Raw genomic sequence first — 16974 nt, forward strand, 5'->3', positions numbered from 1 at the left:
GGTCCTACCGCGCGGCGTACCTCTGGTGGAACATCTCGGCCAAGGCGGCCAGATGCCGCGAGTGCCTGCCGTCGCTCACCGATGCGGTGGGCTCGTTGGACAGCTGCTGACTGATGACGCCGGAGGCAAGGACCGTGAGGGCGCTGGTCATCTCCTCGACGTCGGCCTCGGCGCGCAGCAGGCCCCGTGCCTGCAGGCCGGCCAGCGAGGAGGTGACCGAGGTAAGCGCCTCGACGGCCGGCGCGAACGCCTCCGCCCCCGGCTGCCACCCTGGGATCGGCCGCCAGAACATGAGCTGCGCGACCGGAGCATGCCCGAGCGCCCACCGGACGTAGACGTCCAGGCCGGCGTGTATCTCGCCCTTCAGCTCATCGATGCTGGTGAGCTGTCGGAGTCGCTCGTGGTGCGAGGTCATGGCGTCGTTGAGGTCGCGCCAGCCACCGGCGAACATCTCGTCGCACAACGCCGCCTTGGAGGCGTAGTAGCCGTACAGGCTGGGGGTCTGCATCCCGAGCCGCTTCGCCACCTCGCCGAGGCTGAGCCCCGCCGCGCCTCGCTCGCCCATGACGTCGAGGGCCGTCTCGACGATCTCGGCGCGCGTCCGCTCCCGCCGCTGCGCCACCCGTGTCCTCACGACATAAGTTTTTCCTAATACTCTTAGTTTGTCTAGAGGTGGCGCGGTGACCGTGGGATCAGGCCGCGGTGCGACGGGGCCCTGTCACAGGCCGTGGTCGTCCACGGCCGCCGTGCAGGTCAGGTGCCGTGTGGCAGCATCGTCTGACGTCGCCGTGCGTCGCGGGGACCCCTCGGAAAGCCGTCAGGAGATGACATGTCCCACGTCCGCGTGCACAACTTCTCGGTCTCGCTCGACGGGTTCGGCACCGGGGAGGGGCAGCAGCTCGACGCGCCGTTCGGTCACGCCGGGTCGCGGCTGATGGAGTGGGCCTTCGAGACGCGCACCTTCCGGGAGATGGGCATCCACGGGGAGTCGGAGGGGTCCTTCGGCGTCGACGAGGCCTTCGCCAGCGGGTGGGGGCCCGGGATCGGCGTCGAGATCATGGGGCGCAACAAGTTCGGACCCCAGCGCGGCCCGTGGACGGACGAGGAGTGGAAGGGCTGGTGGGGCGACGACCCCGTCTTCCACACCCCGGTCGTCGTCCTGACCCACCACCCCCGGCCGGTGCTCGAGATGGACGGCGGGACCACCTTCCACTTCGTCGACGCCGACCCCGCCTCGGCGCTCGAGCAGGCGCGCGCCCTGGCCGGTGACCTGGACGTCCGGATCGGTGGCGGCGTCAGCACCGTCCGACAGTTCCTCGAGGCCGACCTGATCGATCGCATGCACATCGTCCTCGTGCCGATCGTCCTGGGCAGGGGCGAGCGGCTCTGGGACGGCCTCGAGGGGCTCGAGGAGCGCTTCGACATCGAGGCGACGCCGTCCCCGTCCGGTGTCGTCCACCTCGTGTTCGCGCGTCGCGACGCGCGGTAACCCGGCGTCGACCGAGCAACATGAGGGCCCGGTGCCGACCCGGGAGGAGCTTGCGGCTGTAGGCTCCAGACTCGTCGGCGATCGCGCCGAGCCATGACCCGTTCCCCATGGTGCTCACGGCGGCGCCCGGCGGCGTGTGACGATCGGCGTGAGCAGGGGCCGCAGACGACGCGCGGCATGGTGCAGTGACCCGGTGCCCGGCCTCAGCGCCCGGTGCGGGCGGCCTGTCGCGCCGACCGGACGCCCGGCGCCCGGCGGCGGTCGTGCCGCGGCGCGCTGTGCCGTGGTCGGGTGTGGATGCTGCGAAGGAGGAGATGTGGCACGAGCAGGGCAGCGCGGCTCCGGTCGCGCGCGCACCGCTCCCGGCGGCCAGGGCAACCGCGCCCCGCGCCCGAGCGAGCAGGGGATCATCCCGGTGCTCGCGGAGATCGCGCGCGAGGTCGACCGCGCGGTGCAGCGTCCGCCGACCCGCCCGGCCATGCGCACGAAGTTCCAGGTGGTGGCGCTGCTGGTGCGCGAGGAGCGGGCCAGGGTGATGGCCGGCGGCGTGGCGCGACGCGACGAACAGCTGCGACGGCTCGACGGCGTCGCGACGATGCTGGCCCGGACCGCCGCCCGGGACACCTCGCTGCTCGAGCTGCTCGCGGACGATGCCCGGGTCTCTGAGGCCGCGCGCGCCTACAAGGCGACCGTGATGCGTTCTGGCGGGCTGGAGCCGCCCGAGGAGCCCGCGCCCGCAGCGCCGGTCGCGCCGGTGTTCTCCGCCGCGCCCCAGGTGGTGCCCCAGTCGGTCATCTCTCGCCGGCTCGCGAACCCGTTCCTCGCGCCGGACTACGAGGCCGCGGCCGAGCGGAGCGCGGCGAAGGCTCGTCGGCTCGCGGGCTGGGAGCTGCTCGAACCGCTGTTCCGGTCCTTCGAGCGGGGCGCCGACGGTTCGCCCGCCTGCATGCGGCTGCCGGAGGCTCGGCCGGTGCGGACCCCGCTGGGCCGCGAGCTGATGCCGCACCAGGCCCAGGTGGTCACGGCGACCGCCGCCGGCCATCGCACGTTCCTGCTCGCGGACGAGCCCGGGCTCGGCAAGACGGCCCAGGCGCTGCTGGCCGCGCAGGCGGCCGACGCGTACCCGCTGCTCGTCGTCGTGCCCAACGTGGTCAAGACGAACTGGGCGCACGAGGTGGGCCTGTGGACGCCGTTCCGCCAGTCCACGGTGGTCCATGGCGACGGCGACCGGGTCGACGGCTTCGCGGACGTCGTGATCGTGAACTACGAGATCCTGGACCGGCACGTCGGCTGGCTGGGCGACTTCGGCTTCCGCGGGATGGTCGTCGACGAGGCGCACTTCATCAAGAACAAGACCTCCCAGCGCTCGCAGAACGTCCTGGCACTCTCTGAGAAGATCCGCGCCCGCGTTGCCAAGCCGCTGCTCATGGCGCTGACCGGAACCCCGCTGATCAACGACATCGAGGACTTCCGGGCGATCTGGCAGTTCCTCGGGTGGATCGACGACAAGATGCCCGTCGGTTCCCTGATGACGGCTCTCGAGGAGACCGGGCTCACCCCTGCCGAGCCGGAGTTCTACTCCGCCGCGCGCGCCAGCGTCATCGACATGGGCATCGTGCGTCGTCGCAAGGTCGACGTGGTGGCCGACATCCCCGCCCGCCGCGTCGCGGACCTTCCTGTGGAGCTCGACGGTGCGGCGGGTCGCTCGATCCGCGCTGCGGAGGCCGCACTGTCTGCACGGCTTGTCGGGCGCTACCGGTCCGCCGTGGAGTTCCTGACCAGCGGCGGCGCGGTCGTCGACGAGATCGACGTCGACCTGGTGCGCCGGGTGGCGGCCGCGGAGCTCAAGGACTCGAGCTCGCAGGCCGGTGGCGAGAACGTGTTCACGATGGTCCGTCGGATCGGTCAGGCCAAGGCCGGCCTGGCCGCCGACTACACCGCGCAGCTGGCCCGCAACGTCGGCAAGGTGGTGTTCTTCGCGCGGCACGTCGACGTGATGGACCAGGCCGAGCAGACCTTCGCCGACCGCGGCATCCGGTACGCCTCGATCCGCGGCGACCAGACGACCCGGACCCGCAACAAGAACATCGCGTCGTTCGTCGACGATCCCGACGTGCAGATCGCCGTCTGCTCCCTGATGGCCGCCGGCGTGGGGATCAACCTCCAGGTCGCGTCCAACCTGGTGCTGGCCGAGCTGTCCTGGACCGACGCCGAGCAGACGCAGGCCATCGACCGCATCCACCGGATCGGCCAGGCCGAGCCCGTCACCGCGTGGCGGATCATCGCCGCGCAGACCATCGACTCCAAGATCGCCGAGCTGATCGACAGCAAGTCGGCGCTGGCCGCCCGCGCGCTGGACGGCGTCGTCGACGAGGACGGTTCGTCGTCGCTGGACGTTCAGCTGGAGGCGCTGGTCGGGTTGCTGACCGACGCGCTCGCCGCGGAGGGCGTGGGCTGAAGTCGTCGCGCCGGTGCGAGTCGGGGGGCCCGGGTGGTCCTACCCTGCACCCGTGTCATCCAGGAGCAACGGAGCTTCGGCGGGAGTAGGAAACGTGAGCAGCACAGTCCAGCGCGCGGTCGGCGGCCTGCCGCCCGGGTTCCTGTTCGGGACGAGCACGGCGTCGTACCAGATCGAGGGTGCGGCGACGGCGGACGGCAAGGGCCCCAGCATCTGGGACACGTTCACCGCCGAGCCCGGTCGGATCGTCGACGGCAGCACCGGCGACGTCGCGTGCGACCACTACCACCGGTGGTCGGAGGATCTCGAGCTGATCCGGCGCCTCGGTGCCGACGGGTACCGGTTCTCGATCGCGTGGCCCCGGGTGCAGCCCTCCGGCTCGGGTCCGGTCAACGAGGCGGGGCTGGCGTTCTACGACCGGCTCGTCGACGGGCTGCTCGAGGCCGGTGTCCAGCCGATGGCGACGCTCTACCACTGGGACCTGCCGCAGGCGCTCGAGGACGGCGGAGGCTGGCTCAGCCGTGACACGGCGCTGCGGTTCGGGGAGTACGCCGCGCTCGTCGCGGACCGGCTCGGCGACCGCGTCGCGCACTGGTGCCCGGTCAACGAACCGAACGTCGTGACGATGAACGGCTACGCCCTGACCGACCTGGCTCCCGCCCGGGGGCTGCTGTTCGACGCGCTCCCGGTGGCGCACCACTTGCTGCTCGGTCACGGCCTCGCCGTCCAGGCGTTGCGCGCGGCGTCGGTCTCGGGGCAGATCGGCACGGCCACCAACCACCAGCCGGCGTGGCCGCTCAGCGGCAGCGAGGCCGACGCCGCGGCCGCGGCGTTCGTCGACACCCTCTGGAACCGGCTGTTCGCCGACCCTGTCCTGCTCGGCCGCTACCCCGACGAGCTCGCCGCAGCGATGCCGGGCCCGGTGGCCGAGGACCTCGCGCTGATCTCCCAGCCCCTCGACTTCTACGGCCTCAACTACTACAACCCGATCGGGGTCCGGGCCGCGCCGGAGGGCTCGCCGGTCCCGTTCGAGAACGGTGAGGTCGGCGGCTACCCGACCACCGGCTTCGGCTGGCCGATCGTCCCCGCGGGGCTCACGGAGCTGCTGACGGATTTCACGGCCCGGTACCCCGGCCTGCCGCCGATCATCCTCACGGAGAACGGCTGCTCCTTCGACACGGGTCCCGACGACGACGGGGTCGTCGACGACCAGGCCCGGATCGACTACCTCGACGCCCACCTGCGCGCCGTCGCGGACGCCATCGCCGCCGGCGCCGACGTGCGGGGCTACTACTGCTGGTCGCTCATGGACAACTTCGAGTGGGCCGACGGGTACACGCAGCGGTTCGGGCTGGTGCACGTCGACTTCGACACCCTCGTGCGGACCCCGAAGCGTTCGTTCGACTGGTACGCCGACGTGGTCCGCGCGTACCGCGCAGGCACCGCGTGACCGCGCCGACCCTCCCGCGCGCCCTCGCGGAGCCGACGGAGCGCGTCCCGACCCGATGGGTCCTGTGGGTCGTCCTGGCGAGCGTGGGGCTCTGGTCGGGGTTCTTCGGACCGATCCAGGTGCTCCTCGCGCAGCAGGCCGAAGCCATCTCGCCCGACCACAAGGAGGCCGTGCTCGCCTTGGTGACCGGTGTCGGCGCTGCCGTCTCGATGGTGCTCAACCCCGTCTGGGGCGCGTTCTCCGACCGGACGACCCTGCGCGTCGGCCGCCGGATGCCGTGGGTGGTCGGCGGTGCCGCGGGTGGCGTGGTCGCGATGGTGGTGCTGGCGAACGCCCACACGGTGTGGGTCATGGTGGCGGGGTGGGCGCTCGCGCAGGCCGGGCTCAACGCCATGCTCGCGGCGATCACCGCGACGGTCCCGGACCAGGTGCCGGGCAAGGACCGCGGCACGGTCGGCGGCGCCATCGCGATCGCGCAGACCGTCGGCGTGGTCGTCGGCTCCGGCATCGCGGCCGCCACCGGCAGCATCGCCGCGGGCTACCTGACGGTCGCCGTCGTCCTGCTCGTCACGACGCTCCCGTACGCGCTGGACTCCCGCGACGTGCCCCTGCCGCCCGAGCTGCGACCGCCCTTCGCGTGGGGCGCGTTCTGGCGGAGCTTCTGGGTCTCGCCCCGGCTCCACCCCGACTTCGGCTGGGCCTGGTTCACGCGCTTCCTGATGAACCTCGGCAACGCGTTCCTCATCCTCTACCTGCTCTACTACCTGAAGGACGACGTCGGCCTGTCGGACAAGGCCGCCGAGGACAACGTGTTCACCCTCACGGCCGTGTACGGGCTGTTCACGCTGCTCACCGCGCTGGGCGCCGGCTACTGGTCCGACCGCGTCGGCCGGCGCAAGGTGTTCGTCATCTGGTCCGGCCTGATCACGGCCGCGTCGCTCCTGCTCTTCGCGCTCGTGCCCACGCTCCCCGCGGCCTACGTGGCAGCCGTGATCCAGGGCATCGGGTTCGGCGCGTACACCGCCGTCGACTTCGCGCTCATCACCCAGGTCCTGCCGGGCGCCCGCGACCGCGGCAAGGACCTCGGCGTCATCAACATCGCCAACGCGCTGCCCCAGGTGCTGGCGCCGGCGCTCGCGGCCGGCGTCCTTGCCGTCGGCCTCGGGTACGTCGGCCTCTACGTCCTGGCCGCGGCCGTGAGCGTCCTCGGTTCCGTGCTCGTGGTCCGGATCAGGTCGCTCGACTGACCAGATCGGCGACGAGGTGCTTCCTCAGACGGCGGCCGGGACCGCCTCGTCGACGGCCGCCGGTGCGCGGCGGGCGCGGACGAACCCCCAGCCGACGAGCACGGCGGCGACGGCGGTGAGCACGAGGCCTGCGAGGGTGGTCGCCTGCTGGAACTGGGCGCTCTGCTGCGCGGTCCAGTCGGACCGGGCGATGTCGCCGGTGAACAGCGCGGCCAGGATGGTGCCGGTGACGGCGATGCCGACGCCCGAGGCGACCTCGGTCGCGGTGTCGGTGAGGGCCGCGCCGATGGTGGTCCGGTTCGCCGGCAGGCCGCTGAGCACGTTGACGCCCGCGACGACTCCGACCACGCGCATCCCGGCCGACACGAGGACCAGCGCCGCGGCGACCCAGACGTAGCCGAGGCTGCCCAGCAGCGCGTAGACGGCCAGCCCGGCGACGATCGCGACGGAGCTGAGCCACGCGGCGCGACTCAGCCCGACGCGCTGCACGAACGGGCCGATGAACGGGCCGGCGGCGACCAGGACGATCACCTGCGGGAGCATGCCGATGGCGGCCAGCGCGGGCGACCAGCCCCAGGCGAGCTGCAGCTGCAGCGTCACCAGGTAGCCGAGGCCGGCGGTCGCCAGCCCCGCGGCGGCCTTGAACGCCAGGCCGCTGGACACCAGGGGTCGGGCGACGAGCGCCAGGTCGAGCAGCGGGTGGGCCGTCGAGCGCTCGCGCCGGACGAACGCCAGCGCCGCGACAAAGGCCCCGGCCGTGACGGCCCACGGGAGCCAGGAGCCGGCACCCTCGTCGACGAACAGCGTCGGTGCGACCAGGGCGAGCACGATCGTGACCGTGCCCAGCACGGCGCCGGGGATGTCGGCGGGGTCGCGGTGCAGGTCGGCGGGGTCGTCGGCGGCGATGCCGGACCGGATGCCCACGATCGCGAGCGCGGCGATCGGCACGTTGACCACCAGCAGGATCTGCCACGGGACGACGGCCAGCGCGAGGCCGCCGACGGTCGGGCCGATGGCGAGACCGACCAGGCCCACGGTGGTGATGAGCGTGAGCGCCCGGACCCGCAGGCCGTCGTCGTCGAAGAGCCGGAAGGCCAGTGCCATGGACCCGGGCGTGGTCATCGCGGCCGCGACGCCCATCGCGACGCGGACGGCGATGAGCTGCCCGGCGGTGTCGACGAAGGCCGTGGCGAGGCTCGCGACCGCGAGCAGGACCAGTCCGACGAGCATGACCCGACGCCGGCCGACGCGGTCGGCGAGCGCGCCGAAGGCGAGCATCAGCCCGCCGAACGTGACCGCGTACGCGCCCGTCACCCACTGCAGGCCGGTGGTCGAGGCGTGCAGCTCGCGCCCGATCGTGGGCAGCGCGACGTTCAGGATCGAGTTGTCGAGCATCTCGAACAGGAACACGGCGGAGAGTCCGGCCAGGGCGACCCGGGCCTCGCGCAATGATCGGGGGGAGCTGACGGTGGTGGGCGGCATGCCACTAGATTAACTGACTAAGTTTAGTTACACAAGAGAGTGGGGCGCATGGCCAGGAGCAGCGAGCGTGGGGGGCCGCAGACGCGTGCGCGGATCGCGGAGGTGGCGGCTGCCCTGTTCCTCGAGCGGGGTTACGACGCGGTCACGGTCGCGGAGATCGCCCGGGAGGCCGGCGTCTCGAGCGTGACGGTGTTCAACCACTTCCCGCGCAAGGAGGACCTGTTCCTGGACCGCTCGGACGACGCCGACGCACTCCTGCGCTCGGCGGTGCGCGACCGCGGCGAGGGCGTCGACGTCCTGACGTCCCTGCGCGGGGTGGCCTCCACGCTCGTCGACGAGCGGCACCCGCTGTCCGGCCTCGACCCGCGGTCGGTCCCCTTCTTCCGGACCGTCGCCGGATCGCCCGCGCTGCGCGCCCGCGCCAGGGAGATCGCCGCCGACCTACAGCGTTCGCTCGCCGAGGCGATCGAGGACGACCCCACGTTCGAGGGCGACGGCATGCTGTTCGCGGCGTTCTTCGTCGCCGGCTACGGCACCGTCCTGGTGGAGACCGCGCGCCGGCTCATGGCGGGCGACGACGAGATCGGCGTGCTGGCCGACCACCGCGCGCGCCTCGACCGGCTGTTCGACGCCCTCGCCGGCGGAGTCGCCCCGTCACCGTGAGCCCTGCCGCTCGCGTGGCCCGTGTCGGTGGTCGCTGGAACGATGACGGGACCCGGCCCAGGAGGCGCCATGCCCCGCTTCACGCAGGACGACCAGCTGCAGGGCGCCGAGTTCGTCGGCGTGAACCTGCGCGACGCGCGGTTCGTCGAGTCCGACCTGTCCGGCGTCGTGATGCGGGGGGTCGATGCCGCGAACGCCGACATCGACGCACCCTGGATCGCTGACGAGGGCAGCTCCTTCTGGATCAACGGGGTGGACGTGGCCCCGCTGGTCGAGGCCGAGCTCGACCGCCGGTTCCCGGGTCGTTCGCAGCGCCGGGCGGCAGACCCGGACGGCCTGCGCGCGGCCTGGGAGGTCCTGCAGGACGCGTGGGCGGCCACGCTCGAGCGGGTCGCGACGATGCCGGCGGGCACCGTCGACGTGTCGGTGGGCGGCGAGTGGTCGTTCGCGCAGACGCTGCGGCACCTGGTGCACGCCACCGACGTGTGGCTGGGCAAGGCGGTCCTCGAGCGCACCGAGCCGTTCCACCCGATCGGTCAGCCCGACTCGTCCGCGCGCGACGCCGTGGTCGACCGGCCGATGCCGTCGTACGACGAGGTCCTCGAGGTCCGCGCGGGCCGCGTCGCGATGGTCCGCGACTTCCTCGCGACCGTCACGCCGGAGCAGCTCGACGCCGAGCGGCGCAACCCGCACGCCCCGCAGGTCACGGAGACCGTCCGGCACTGCCTCCACGTCATCCTCGAGGAGGAGTGGGAGCACCGCCGCTTCGCCCTGCGTGACCTCGACCTGATCGCGGCGACCACCGAGCACGGGTGAAATCGGACATCGTTCACCTCGCCGTTGTCCGCGGCTCACGCCCTGTTCGCCGCGGTCCGCGAGCCTCGCTCGAGTCGCCGCGAGGCGGGGTGTGACGACGCTGCCAGTCGACGTGCGGCGCCGGCAGTGACATTGTCGACTGACGGAATTCTGCAGAGGGGCGTAGTGCCGGCACCACGGTGGACGAGACGAGCGCGGCACCGAGCGCGCCCGGTTCCCGGTGGGTGGCGCGCACGGCCCGGCGCGATCGGCTCCTCCGTGACGTTCCTGGCGGTGCTCCTGGCCGCCGTCTCATTCGCTCCGGCGGCCTCGGTGGGCGTGCCGACACCGCACGAGCACGCGGTGGCCAGCCGTCCGATCACCGACAAGCAGGTCCCGCCCGAGCCGACGAGCGCGGCGTACCGGGCCGCCCTGGTGCGCCTCGGCGTGCGGGTGACGGCGATCGAGGCGGCCACCGTCACCCTCGTCGGAACCCCGCCGGAGACGACCGAGCCGAGCGCCACCGACCCGGCCGTCGCGGGTCCGACCGTCGATCCGAGCGCTGTCCCGACCCCCACGGATCCGACCACCGTCCCGACCCCCTCCGAGCCGCCCTCCATCGACGTGACCGATCTGGTCGCACAGGTGGTGGAGCCGCCGCCGACGACCGGGTCGGCACTGACCGTCGAGCAGCTGCCTCCCCGGGTGGTGGACGCTCGCCAGCAGGTCGACGGCGGTGACCTCTCGGCCGCGTCCAAGGTGGTCAAGGGCGTCGAGACGGACGTGCTCCTGGTCGCCCTCGACCTCGCCGACCAGTCCGCGCAGAACGCGGCGCTGGCCCGGCTCCTCGTCGGCACCGACCCTCACGTCGCCGCCCTCGACGCGGCCGTCGCGGCCACGCACGCGTCCGCCGACGGCCGCGACGTCGTCGCCACGGCCACGTACGCCGCGCAGGCTCGGGACGCCGCAGACGGCATCACGCTCGCCGCCCAGCAGGCGTTCACCACCGCCGACGACGCGACGAAGGCCGCGATCCTCCTGGCGGACCAGCAGGCCCGTTCGACCGACGGCTACACCAACGGCAACATCCCGCTCGACGTGCTCTGCGTGCTCTCGTTCGCCCCCCAGCAGCACCTGCGCTGCGACGCGGCCGCGGCGTTGGAGCGGATGAACGTGGCCTACCACCAGGCGTTCGGTCACGACATGGTGATCTCCGACTCCTACCGCAGCCTCGTCGACCAGGTGCTCACCAAGGCCGCCAAGGGCGGGCTCGCCGCGGAGCCCGGTACGTCGAACCACGGCTGGGGCCTCGCGATCGACGTCGGCGACGGGGTCGACAGCTACGGGTCCGCGCAGTATGCGTGGCTGAAGGTCAACGCTGTGCTCTTCGGCTGGCACCACCCCACGTACATGGACCAGGGCGGTCGCGGGCCGCACGAGCCGTGGCACTGGGAGTTCGGCACGACGGACGACCGCGGGACGGGCACGTCGACACCGATCACGGTCGATGGTCAGCCGAACACCGCAACCCCGGCGGCGCCCGTCGAACCCGTCGCCGAGCAGCCGACCCCGTCGCCGAGCCCGACGCCCGACCCGACGCCGACACCGACGGCGTCGCCGACGCCCGATCCGACCCCGACCCCGACGCCAACGACGACCCCGTCGCCCACCCCGAGCGACCAGCCGACCCCGAGCGAGCCGGCGACGCCGACCCCGTCCCCGGGTCCCACGGACACCCCGACGACGGATCCCAGCCCGACCGAGCCGGTCGCGCCGACCCCCTGACCGCGGCGCGCGACGGCTCGTCCAGCGGCCGATCGGGTGACTTGGACGTGCGTTCAGGTTTCTGCCGTTAGGCTTCGCGCTCACCATGGCTGACCAGACGACGACGTCCTCGCGCCGGCGGCGCACACTGCTGCGCCGCCCGGAGGTCCGAGCGTCCGCCTTCGCCGGCGCGACCATCCTGCTGCTGGTCGCGGTGCTGGCGGTGGTCGATCCGACCGGCCTGCTCGCGCCCGTTGGTGGGGCCGGGATGCCGGTCCTGCGGTTCGGCGGCGTCTACCAGTGGGCCCCGCTGCTGGTCGGGCTGCCGGTCCTGCTCGTCGCCACGATGCTGCCGGTGCTCCTGGTCGGGCGTGGCCCTGTGCGACGCCGGTTCCTGTTCGGGGTCACGTGGGCGAGCGTCGTCGGGGCCGTCGCGCTCGCCGCGGCCGCGACCGGGTTCGCCGCCGCCCTGCCGCTGGTGGGCCCGCACCTGAGCTTCACCTCCGCGCTCACGTTCGCCGTGTCGACGAGCGGCTTCGCCGGGCTCAAGGGTCTGGTCGCCGGGCCGCTGGTCGGTCTCGCGGCGGCGCTCGCGTACGGGAGTCGGCACGCCGAACGGGTCACGACGAAGACGGCGTGGGGCAGCGGGTTCGTCGTCGCCGTCATGGTCGTCGTCGTCGCCCTGGCCGCGATCGGCAGCACGTCGTGGCGCGGCGGACCGACGGGCTACGCGTTCGCCGGACCCCTGCTCGCGCCCACCAGCACCGCCAGCGCGCTCGGCGCGGTCGCCGGGCTGCTCGTGTTCCTCGGCCTGTTCGCGATCACCGTCCGGGCGGCGCTGCGCCGGCTTCCCGACGAGGCCGCGCTGGCAGCCTGGCTCGGCGCGATCGTCGGCGGGCTGGGCCTCGGGGTGCTCGGGGCCGTGGTCGGCGCCGCGACCGGGCACCTCGACCACGCCGGGCCGGACAGCTGGTTCCTGGCGACCACCCTGCTCGCCCTCGCCGCGGGGATCGGCTACGGGGTGGGCGTCGGGCTGGTCGCCGCCGTGGTCACCGGCATCACCTGGCGCTGGCGCGCGCGGGTCTCGCGCGTGCCCGCCTGGGCCGTCGTCGGAACGGCCGTGGTGGTGCTCGTCGTCCCGCTCGTCGTGCCGACGCCCCCTCCGGGACCGCCGGCCACCACCGCCGTCGCCGCGAGCGGTGGGATGGAGCGCCTGCACCTGCTGCCCGCCCGCGACGAAGGCGGCCTGCCCGTCATCGGCGACGTCACCGGGCGGCGGGTGCTCCTGCGCGGCGTCAACGTGAACCAGCTCATCGACTACTACCTGCGCGACCCCGCGGTCCCCGCGACGTCGCCGCCCACCGACCAGGACTTCGCGCAGATCGCGGCCATGGGCTTCAACGTGGTGCGGCTCGGCATGTCCTGGTCGCGGCTGGAGCCGACCCGGGGAGCGTTCGACCAGGACTACCTCGACCAGGTCGAGGCCACGGTCGCGCTGGCCAAGAAGCACGGCGTCTACACCGTGCTCGACCTGCACGAGGACGCCTGGGGCAATGCGCTGGCCCGGCCCGACGCGCACTGCGGGGGCGGGACCTCGCCGACGACCGGGTGGGACGGCGCCCCGGCGTGGGCGACGCTCACCGACGGCGCCGCGTACTGCCAGTTCATGGCACGCGACCTGTCGCCGGCCGTCGCGACGGCGTTCAGCAACTTCTACACCGACCGCGACGGCATCCAGGCCGAGCTGGTCACGACGTGGGCCACGGTCGCCGCGGCCTTCGCCGACGAGCCCGCGGTCGCGGGCTACGACCTGCTCAACGAGCCGGGCATCGGCGCCGACCCGCCGGTCAGCAGCGGCCTCCTCCTGGGTCGCTACTACGCCGCCGCCATCTCGGCGATCCGCGCCGCCGAGAAGCCCGGGTTCACGCACCTGGTGTTCTTCGAGCCGAGCGTGCTGTGGTCGGGGCTCGGCTTCGACGTGACGCCGCCGCCGGGGTTCACCTCCGACACGCAGCTCGTCTTCGCCCCGCACCCGTACAGCGAGTCGATCACCCTCGACCAGAGCCTCGGCCTGACGATCGCCTCGATCGAGCGGAACCTGACGATGTCCGCGCAGGCCGCGCGTTCGTACGGTGCGGCGCTGTGGCTGGGGGAGTGGGGCTGGTTCGGCGACCCGTCCGTCGACGGCGGGAAGGTGCAGCGCTTCGTCGCCGCGCAGGACCGGCTCGGCGTCGGAGGTGCGTTCTGGGTGTGGCGGCAGGGCTGCGGATCACCGGAGACCGACGCCGACGCCGAGCGCTCCGGCAACCTGGTCTCGGTCGACTGCGCGACGGGTGCCTCGACCCCGCCGCCGGCGGGGTTCGCCGAGCCGTTGAGCCGGGCGTACCCGCAGGCGTTCCCGGGGCGGCTCGACTCGCTGACCTCGGGCGGTGCGGACCTCTCGTTCGCCGCGTCCGTCGACGACCCCGCCGCCAGCTGCCGGCTCGAGATCTGGGTGCCGGGCGAGGCCACGCCCGTGCTGAGCACGACCGGCGTCACCGACGCGACCGCGACGAAGGTCGAGGGCGGCTGGCGCGTGACGGGCTGCGCCACGGGCAGCTACACGGTGACGATCACGTAGCAGCTGGGCGGTCCGACGCGCGCGACGCGCCGAGGCGAGCCACAGTGGTCTCAACTCGGAGCGAAGGAGCCAAGGGTGCGCACGGTGGTCGTCACGGGTGCCGCGTCCGGGATCGGGCGGGCCACGGCGGCGCTGCTCGAGTCTCGCGGAGAACGCGTGATCGGGGTGGACCTGCACGGGAGCGATGTCGTCGTCGACCTCAGCACGCCGACCGGCCGGGCGGACCTGGTGCGGCGCGTGGGTGAGCTGAGCGGCGGCACCGTCGACGCGGTCGCCGCGATCGCCGGCCTGGCCAACACCGGGGTGCCGGACGTCGCCGTCAACTACTTCGGTGCGCTCGCCACCCTCGAGGGCCTGCGCCCGTTGCTCGCCGGCTCACCGTCGCCCCGCGCCGTCGTGACCTCGTCGGTGGCCAGCCTGCTGCCGCACGACGACGCGCTGGTGGACCGGTGCCTGGCGAACGACGAGACCGGCGCGCTCGACCGCGCGCAGACGCTGGTGGACACCGGCCACGGCGGCCGGATCTACAACAGCACCAAGGTGGCCGTCAGCCGGTGGGTGCGGCGGTCGGCCGCGACCGAGCACTGGGCCGGTGCGGGCATCCCGCTGAACGCCGTCGGCCCGGGCATCGTCCGGACGCCGATGATGGCGGACATGCTGGCGACGCCCGAGAAGCGGGCCGGGATGGCGTCGATGATCCCGATGCCGCTGCGGGGGTTCATGGAGCCGTCCACACCCGCCGCGCTCCTCGCCTGGCTGGTCGGCGAGGAGAACACGCACCTGTGCGGGCAGGTCATCTTCATCGACGGCGGGTCGGACGTCGTGCTGCGCGGCGACTCGACCTGGTGAGCTCGTCCCCGGATCTCCACCTGCGCATGACGGGCACGGGATGTCCCCGCCGGCTGGCAGGCTGGCGGGGTGACGGCTTCCACCTACGACGAGGCGCTGACGGTCCTGCGGCGCCTCGTCGGCAATCCCGCGGCCACGTTCCACGACGGGCAGTTCGAGGCGATCGAGCAGCTCGTCGACGAGCATCGCCGGGCGCTGGTGGTGCAGCGCACCGGCTGGGGCAAGTCGGCGGTGTACTTCGTCGCGACGATGCTGCTGCGCACCCGGGGAGCCGGGCCGACCGTGCTGGTGTCGCCGTTGCTCGCGCTCATGCGCGACCAGGTAGCGGCCGCGGAACGAGCCGGTGTCCGCGCCGTCGCCATCAACTCGACCAACGCGCACGAGTGGGACTCGTTGCTGGCGTCGCTGGCGGCCGACGAGGTCGACGTGCTGCTCGTCTCGCCGGAGCGGCTGAACAACCCGGCGTTCCGCGAGACCCAGCTGCCCGCGCTGGTCGAGCGGCTCGGGATGCTGGTGGTCGACGAGGCGCACTGCATCAGCGACTGGGGCCACGACTTCCGCCCGGACTACCGCCGCCTGCGCGACCTCATCGCCGCCATCCCGCCCGACGTCCCGGTCCTGGCGACGACGGCCACGGCGAATGCCCGGGTCGTCTCCGACGTCGCCGAGCAGCTCGGCGGGTCGTCGGTCCTGACCATCCGCGGCCCCCTGGCTCGGTCCTCGCTGCGGCTCGGCGTGCTCCGGCTGCCCGACGCCAAGAGCCGGCTCGGCTGGCTGCTCGGCCACCTGGCCGAGCTGCCCGGCTCGGGCATCATCTACACGCTCACGGTGTCGGCGGCGGAGGACACCGCCCGCCTGCTGCGCGAGGCGGGTCACGACGTGCGTGCGTACACCGGCCAGACGGATCCGGGGGAGCGCGAGGGCCTGGAGTCGGCCCTGAAGGCCAACGAGGTCAAGGCCCTGGTCGCCACGAGCGCGCTCGGCATGGGGTTCGACAAGCCCGACCTCGGCTTCGTCCTGCACCTCGGCGCGCCCTCGTCGCCGGTCGCCTACTACCAGCAGGTCGGCCGCGCCGGCCGCGCCACCGCCTCCGCCGACGTGCTCCTGCTCCCCGGCCCCGAGGACCGCGACATCTGGCAGTACTTCGCGACGGCGTCGATGCCGTCGCAGGACCGGGCGTCGCGCGTGCTGCGGGAGCTGGCCGACGGCTCGGTGCTCTCGACGCCCGCGCTGGAGGCCCTGGTCAATGTCCGCCGCACCCAGCTCGAGCTGCTGCTCAAGGTGCTCGACGTCGACGGCGCCGTCCGTCGGGTGCGCGGCGGCTGGGAGTCGACGGGCCGGCCCTGGACCTACGACGCGTCGCGGTACGAGCGCATCGCCGCCGCTCGCACCGCCGAGCAGCAGCACATGATCGAGTACGAGCGCACCGACGGGTGCCGCATGGAGTTCCTGCAGCGCTCCCTCGACGACGACACCGCGGTCCCGTGCGGCCGCTGCGACTCGTGCGCGGGCGCCTGGTACCCGGTCGACGTGACGTCGACCGCCTCGGAGTCCGCTGCCCGCGGGATCGATCGGGTCGGCGTCGCCGTCGAGCCGCGCGCCCAGTGGCCGGTGGGGGTCGAACGCCTGGGTGTCCGCGGCCGCATCCCGATGGACGAGCGCGCCGCCGAGGGCCGCGCCCTCGCACGCCTGACCGACCTGGGGTGGGGCAACACCCTGCGCGAGATCTTCGCGCCGGGCGCCGCCGACGCTCCGATCACCCCGGCCCTGCTCGCCGCGTGCGTCCGCGTGCTCGCGGAGTGGGGCTGGGAGGAACGCCCCACCTCGGTGGTCGCGATGCCCGCGCGTCGTCGCCCGCTCCTGGTCGCCTCCCTCGCCCGGGGCCTCGCCGAGGTCGGCCGCCTGCCCTACGCGGGTGCCCTGTCCTACGTCGACGGCGGCCCCACCGGCGAGCCGGGCGGCAGCAGCGCCTTCCGGCTGGCGGCCGTCTGGCAACGGTTCGACGCGTCACCGTTGGCGCTCCCGCCCGGGCCGGTGCTGCTCGTCGACGACCTGGTGGACAGCCGTTGGACGGCGACGGTCGCCGCGCGTGCCGTCAGGTCGAGCGGTGCCTCCGCGGTCCTGCCCTTCGCGCTCGCGCTGCGCAGCTGATCGTCG

The 16974-nt window shown here is 73.3% G+C and carries 12 protein-coding genes; 10 read left to right on the plus strand and 2 right to left on the minus strand.

Annotation, left to right across the window (positions count from 1 at the left end; translation table 11 throughout):
- Positions 1–4: 4 nt before the first annotated feature.
- Positions 5–634 (minus strand): TetR/AcrR family transcriptional regulator, encoded by a 630-nt coding sequence (locus ACPPVS_RS02610; protein ID WP_426594418.1) that lies wholly within the window; start codon positions 632–634, stop codon positions 5–7.
- A gap of 195 nt (positions 635–829) precedes the next feature.
- Here ACPPVS_RS02610 and ACPPVS_RS02615 point away from each other — a divergent pair, with 195 nt between their 5' ends.
- From ACPPVS_RS02615 to ACPPVS_RS02630, 4 genes are all read left to right on the plus strand, one after another.
- Positions 830–1489, plus strand: coding sequence for a dihydrofolate reductase family protein (locus ACPPVS_RS02615; protein ID WP_426594419.1), 660 nt, complete (start codon positions 830–832; stop codon positions 1487–1489).
- A 316-nt stretch (positions 1490–1805) separates the two neighbouring features.
- Entirely contained in the window at positions 1806–3947 is a 2142-nt protein-coding gene (locus ACPPVS_RS02620; protein ID WP_426594420.1) for a DEAD/DEAH box helicase, read from the plus strand.
- Between the two features lie 94 nt (positions 3948–4041).
- Positions 4042–5397 carry a GH1 family beta-glucosidase gene (locus ACPPVS_RS02625; protein ID WP_426594421.1) on the plus strand — a complete coding sequence of 452 codons (1356 nt, stop codon included), beginning with the start codon at positions 4042–4044 and terminating at the stop codon, positions 5395–5397.
- Positions 5394–6644, plus strand: a complete 1251-nt coding sequence (locus ACPPVS_RS02630) for an MFS transporter (protein WP_426594423.1) — start codon at positions 5394–5396, stop codon at positions 6642–6644. Before ACPPVS_RS02625 ends, ACPPVS_RS02630 begins: the two co-directional genes overlap by 4 nt.
- Before the next feature lie 24 nt (positions 6645–6668).
- On the opposite strand, the gene ACPPVS_RS02635 is transcribed toward ACPPVS_RS02630, so the two are convergent.
- Positions 6669–8126, minus strand: coding sequence for an MFS transporter (locus ACPPVS_RS02635; protein WP_426594424.1), 1458 nt, complete (start codon positions 8124–8126; stop codon positions 6669–6671).
- Between the two features lie 48 nt (positions 8127–8174).
- Between ACPPVS_RS02635 and ACPPVS_RS02640 the strand changes: the two genes are divergently transcribed.
- The 6 genes from ACPPVS_RS02640 to ACPPVS_RS02665 all read left to right on the plus strand — a co-directional run bounded on the left by ACPPVS_RS02640 (position 8175) and on the right by ACPPVS_RS02665 (position 16968).
- Positions 8175–8789 (plus strand): TetR/AcrR family transcriptional regulator, encoded by a 615-nt coding sequence (locus tag ACPPVS_RS02640; protein ID WP_426594425.1) that lies wholly within the window; start codon positions 8175–8177, stop codon positions 8787–8789.
- A 69-nt stretch (positions 8790–8858) separates the two neighbouring features.
- A complete protein-coding gene (locus ACPPVS_RS02645; protein WP_426594426.1) occupies positions 8859–9605 on the plus strand; it encodes a DinB family protein in 747 nt (248 codons plus the stop codon).
- Between the two features lie 258 nt (positions 9606–9863).
- Positions 9864–11369: a D-alanyl-D-alanine carboxypeptidase family protein gene (locus tag ACPPVS_RS02650; protein WP_426594427.1), complete on the plus strand. Its 1506-nt coding sequence runs from the start codon at positions 9864–9866 to the stop codon at positions 11367–11369.
- Between the two features lie 85 nt (positions 11370–11454).
- Positions 11455–13968: a glycoside hydrolase family 5 protein gene (locus ACPPVS_RS02655; RefSeq protein ID WP_426594428.1), complete on the plus strand. Its 2514-nt coding sequence runs from the start codon at positions 11455–11457 to the stop codon at positions 13966–13968.
- 75 nt (positions 13969–14043) lie between these two features.
- Positions 14044–14817, plus strand: a complete 774-nt coding sequence (locus ACPPVS_RS02660; protein WP_426594429.1) for an SDR family oxidoreductase — start codon at positions 14044–14046, stop codon at positions 14815–14817.
- A gap of 69 nt (positions 14818–14886) precedes the next feature.
- Positions 14887–16968: a DEAD/DEAH box helicase gene (locus tag ACPPVS_RS02665; protein ID WP_426594430.1), complete on the plus strand. Its 2082-nt coding sequence runs from the start codon at positions 14887–14889 to the stop codon at positions 16966–16968.
- Positions 16969–16974 lie beyond the last annotated feature (6 nt).

The sequence above is a fragment of the Cellulomonas sp. McL0617 genome (genome assembly GCF_049994875.1).
Taxonomy (GTDB): Bacteria; Actinomycetota; Actinomycetes; order Actinomycetales; family Cellulomonadaceae; genus Cellulomonas.

Bases quoted from the DNA above. Each gene is read 5' to 3' on its own strand.
- ACPPVS_RS02645 (WP_426594426.1), top strand. From the start codon at position 8,859: ATGCCCCGCTTCACGCAGGACGACCAGCTGCAGGGCGCCGAGTTCGTC.
- ACPPVS_RS02615 (WP_426594419.1), top strand. From the start codon at position 830: ATGTCCCACGTCCGCGTGCACAACTTCTCGGTCTCGCTCGACGGGTTC.
- ACPPVS_RS02655 (WP_426594428.1), top strand. From the start codon at position 11,455: ATGGCTGACCAGACGACGACGTCCTCGCGCCGGCGGCGCACACTGCTG.
- ACPPVS_RS02640 (WP_426594425.1), top strand. From the start codon at position 8,175: ATGGCCAGGAGCAGCGAGCGTGGGGGGCCGCAGACGCGTGCGCGGATC.
- ACPPVS_RS02635 (WP_426594424.1), bottom strand. From the start codon at position 8,126: ATGCCGCCCACCACCGTCAGCTCCCCCCGATCATTGCGCGAGGCCCGG.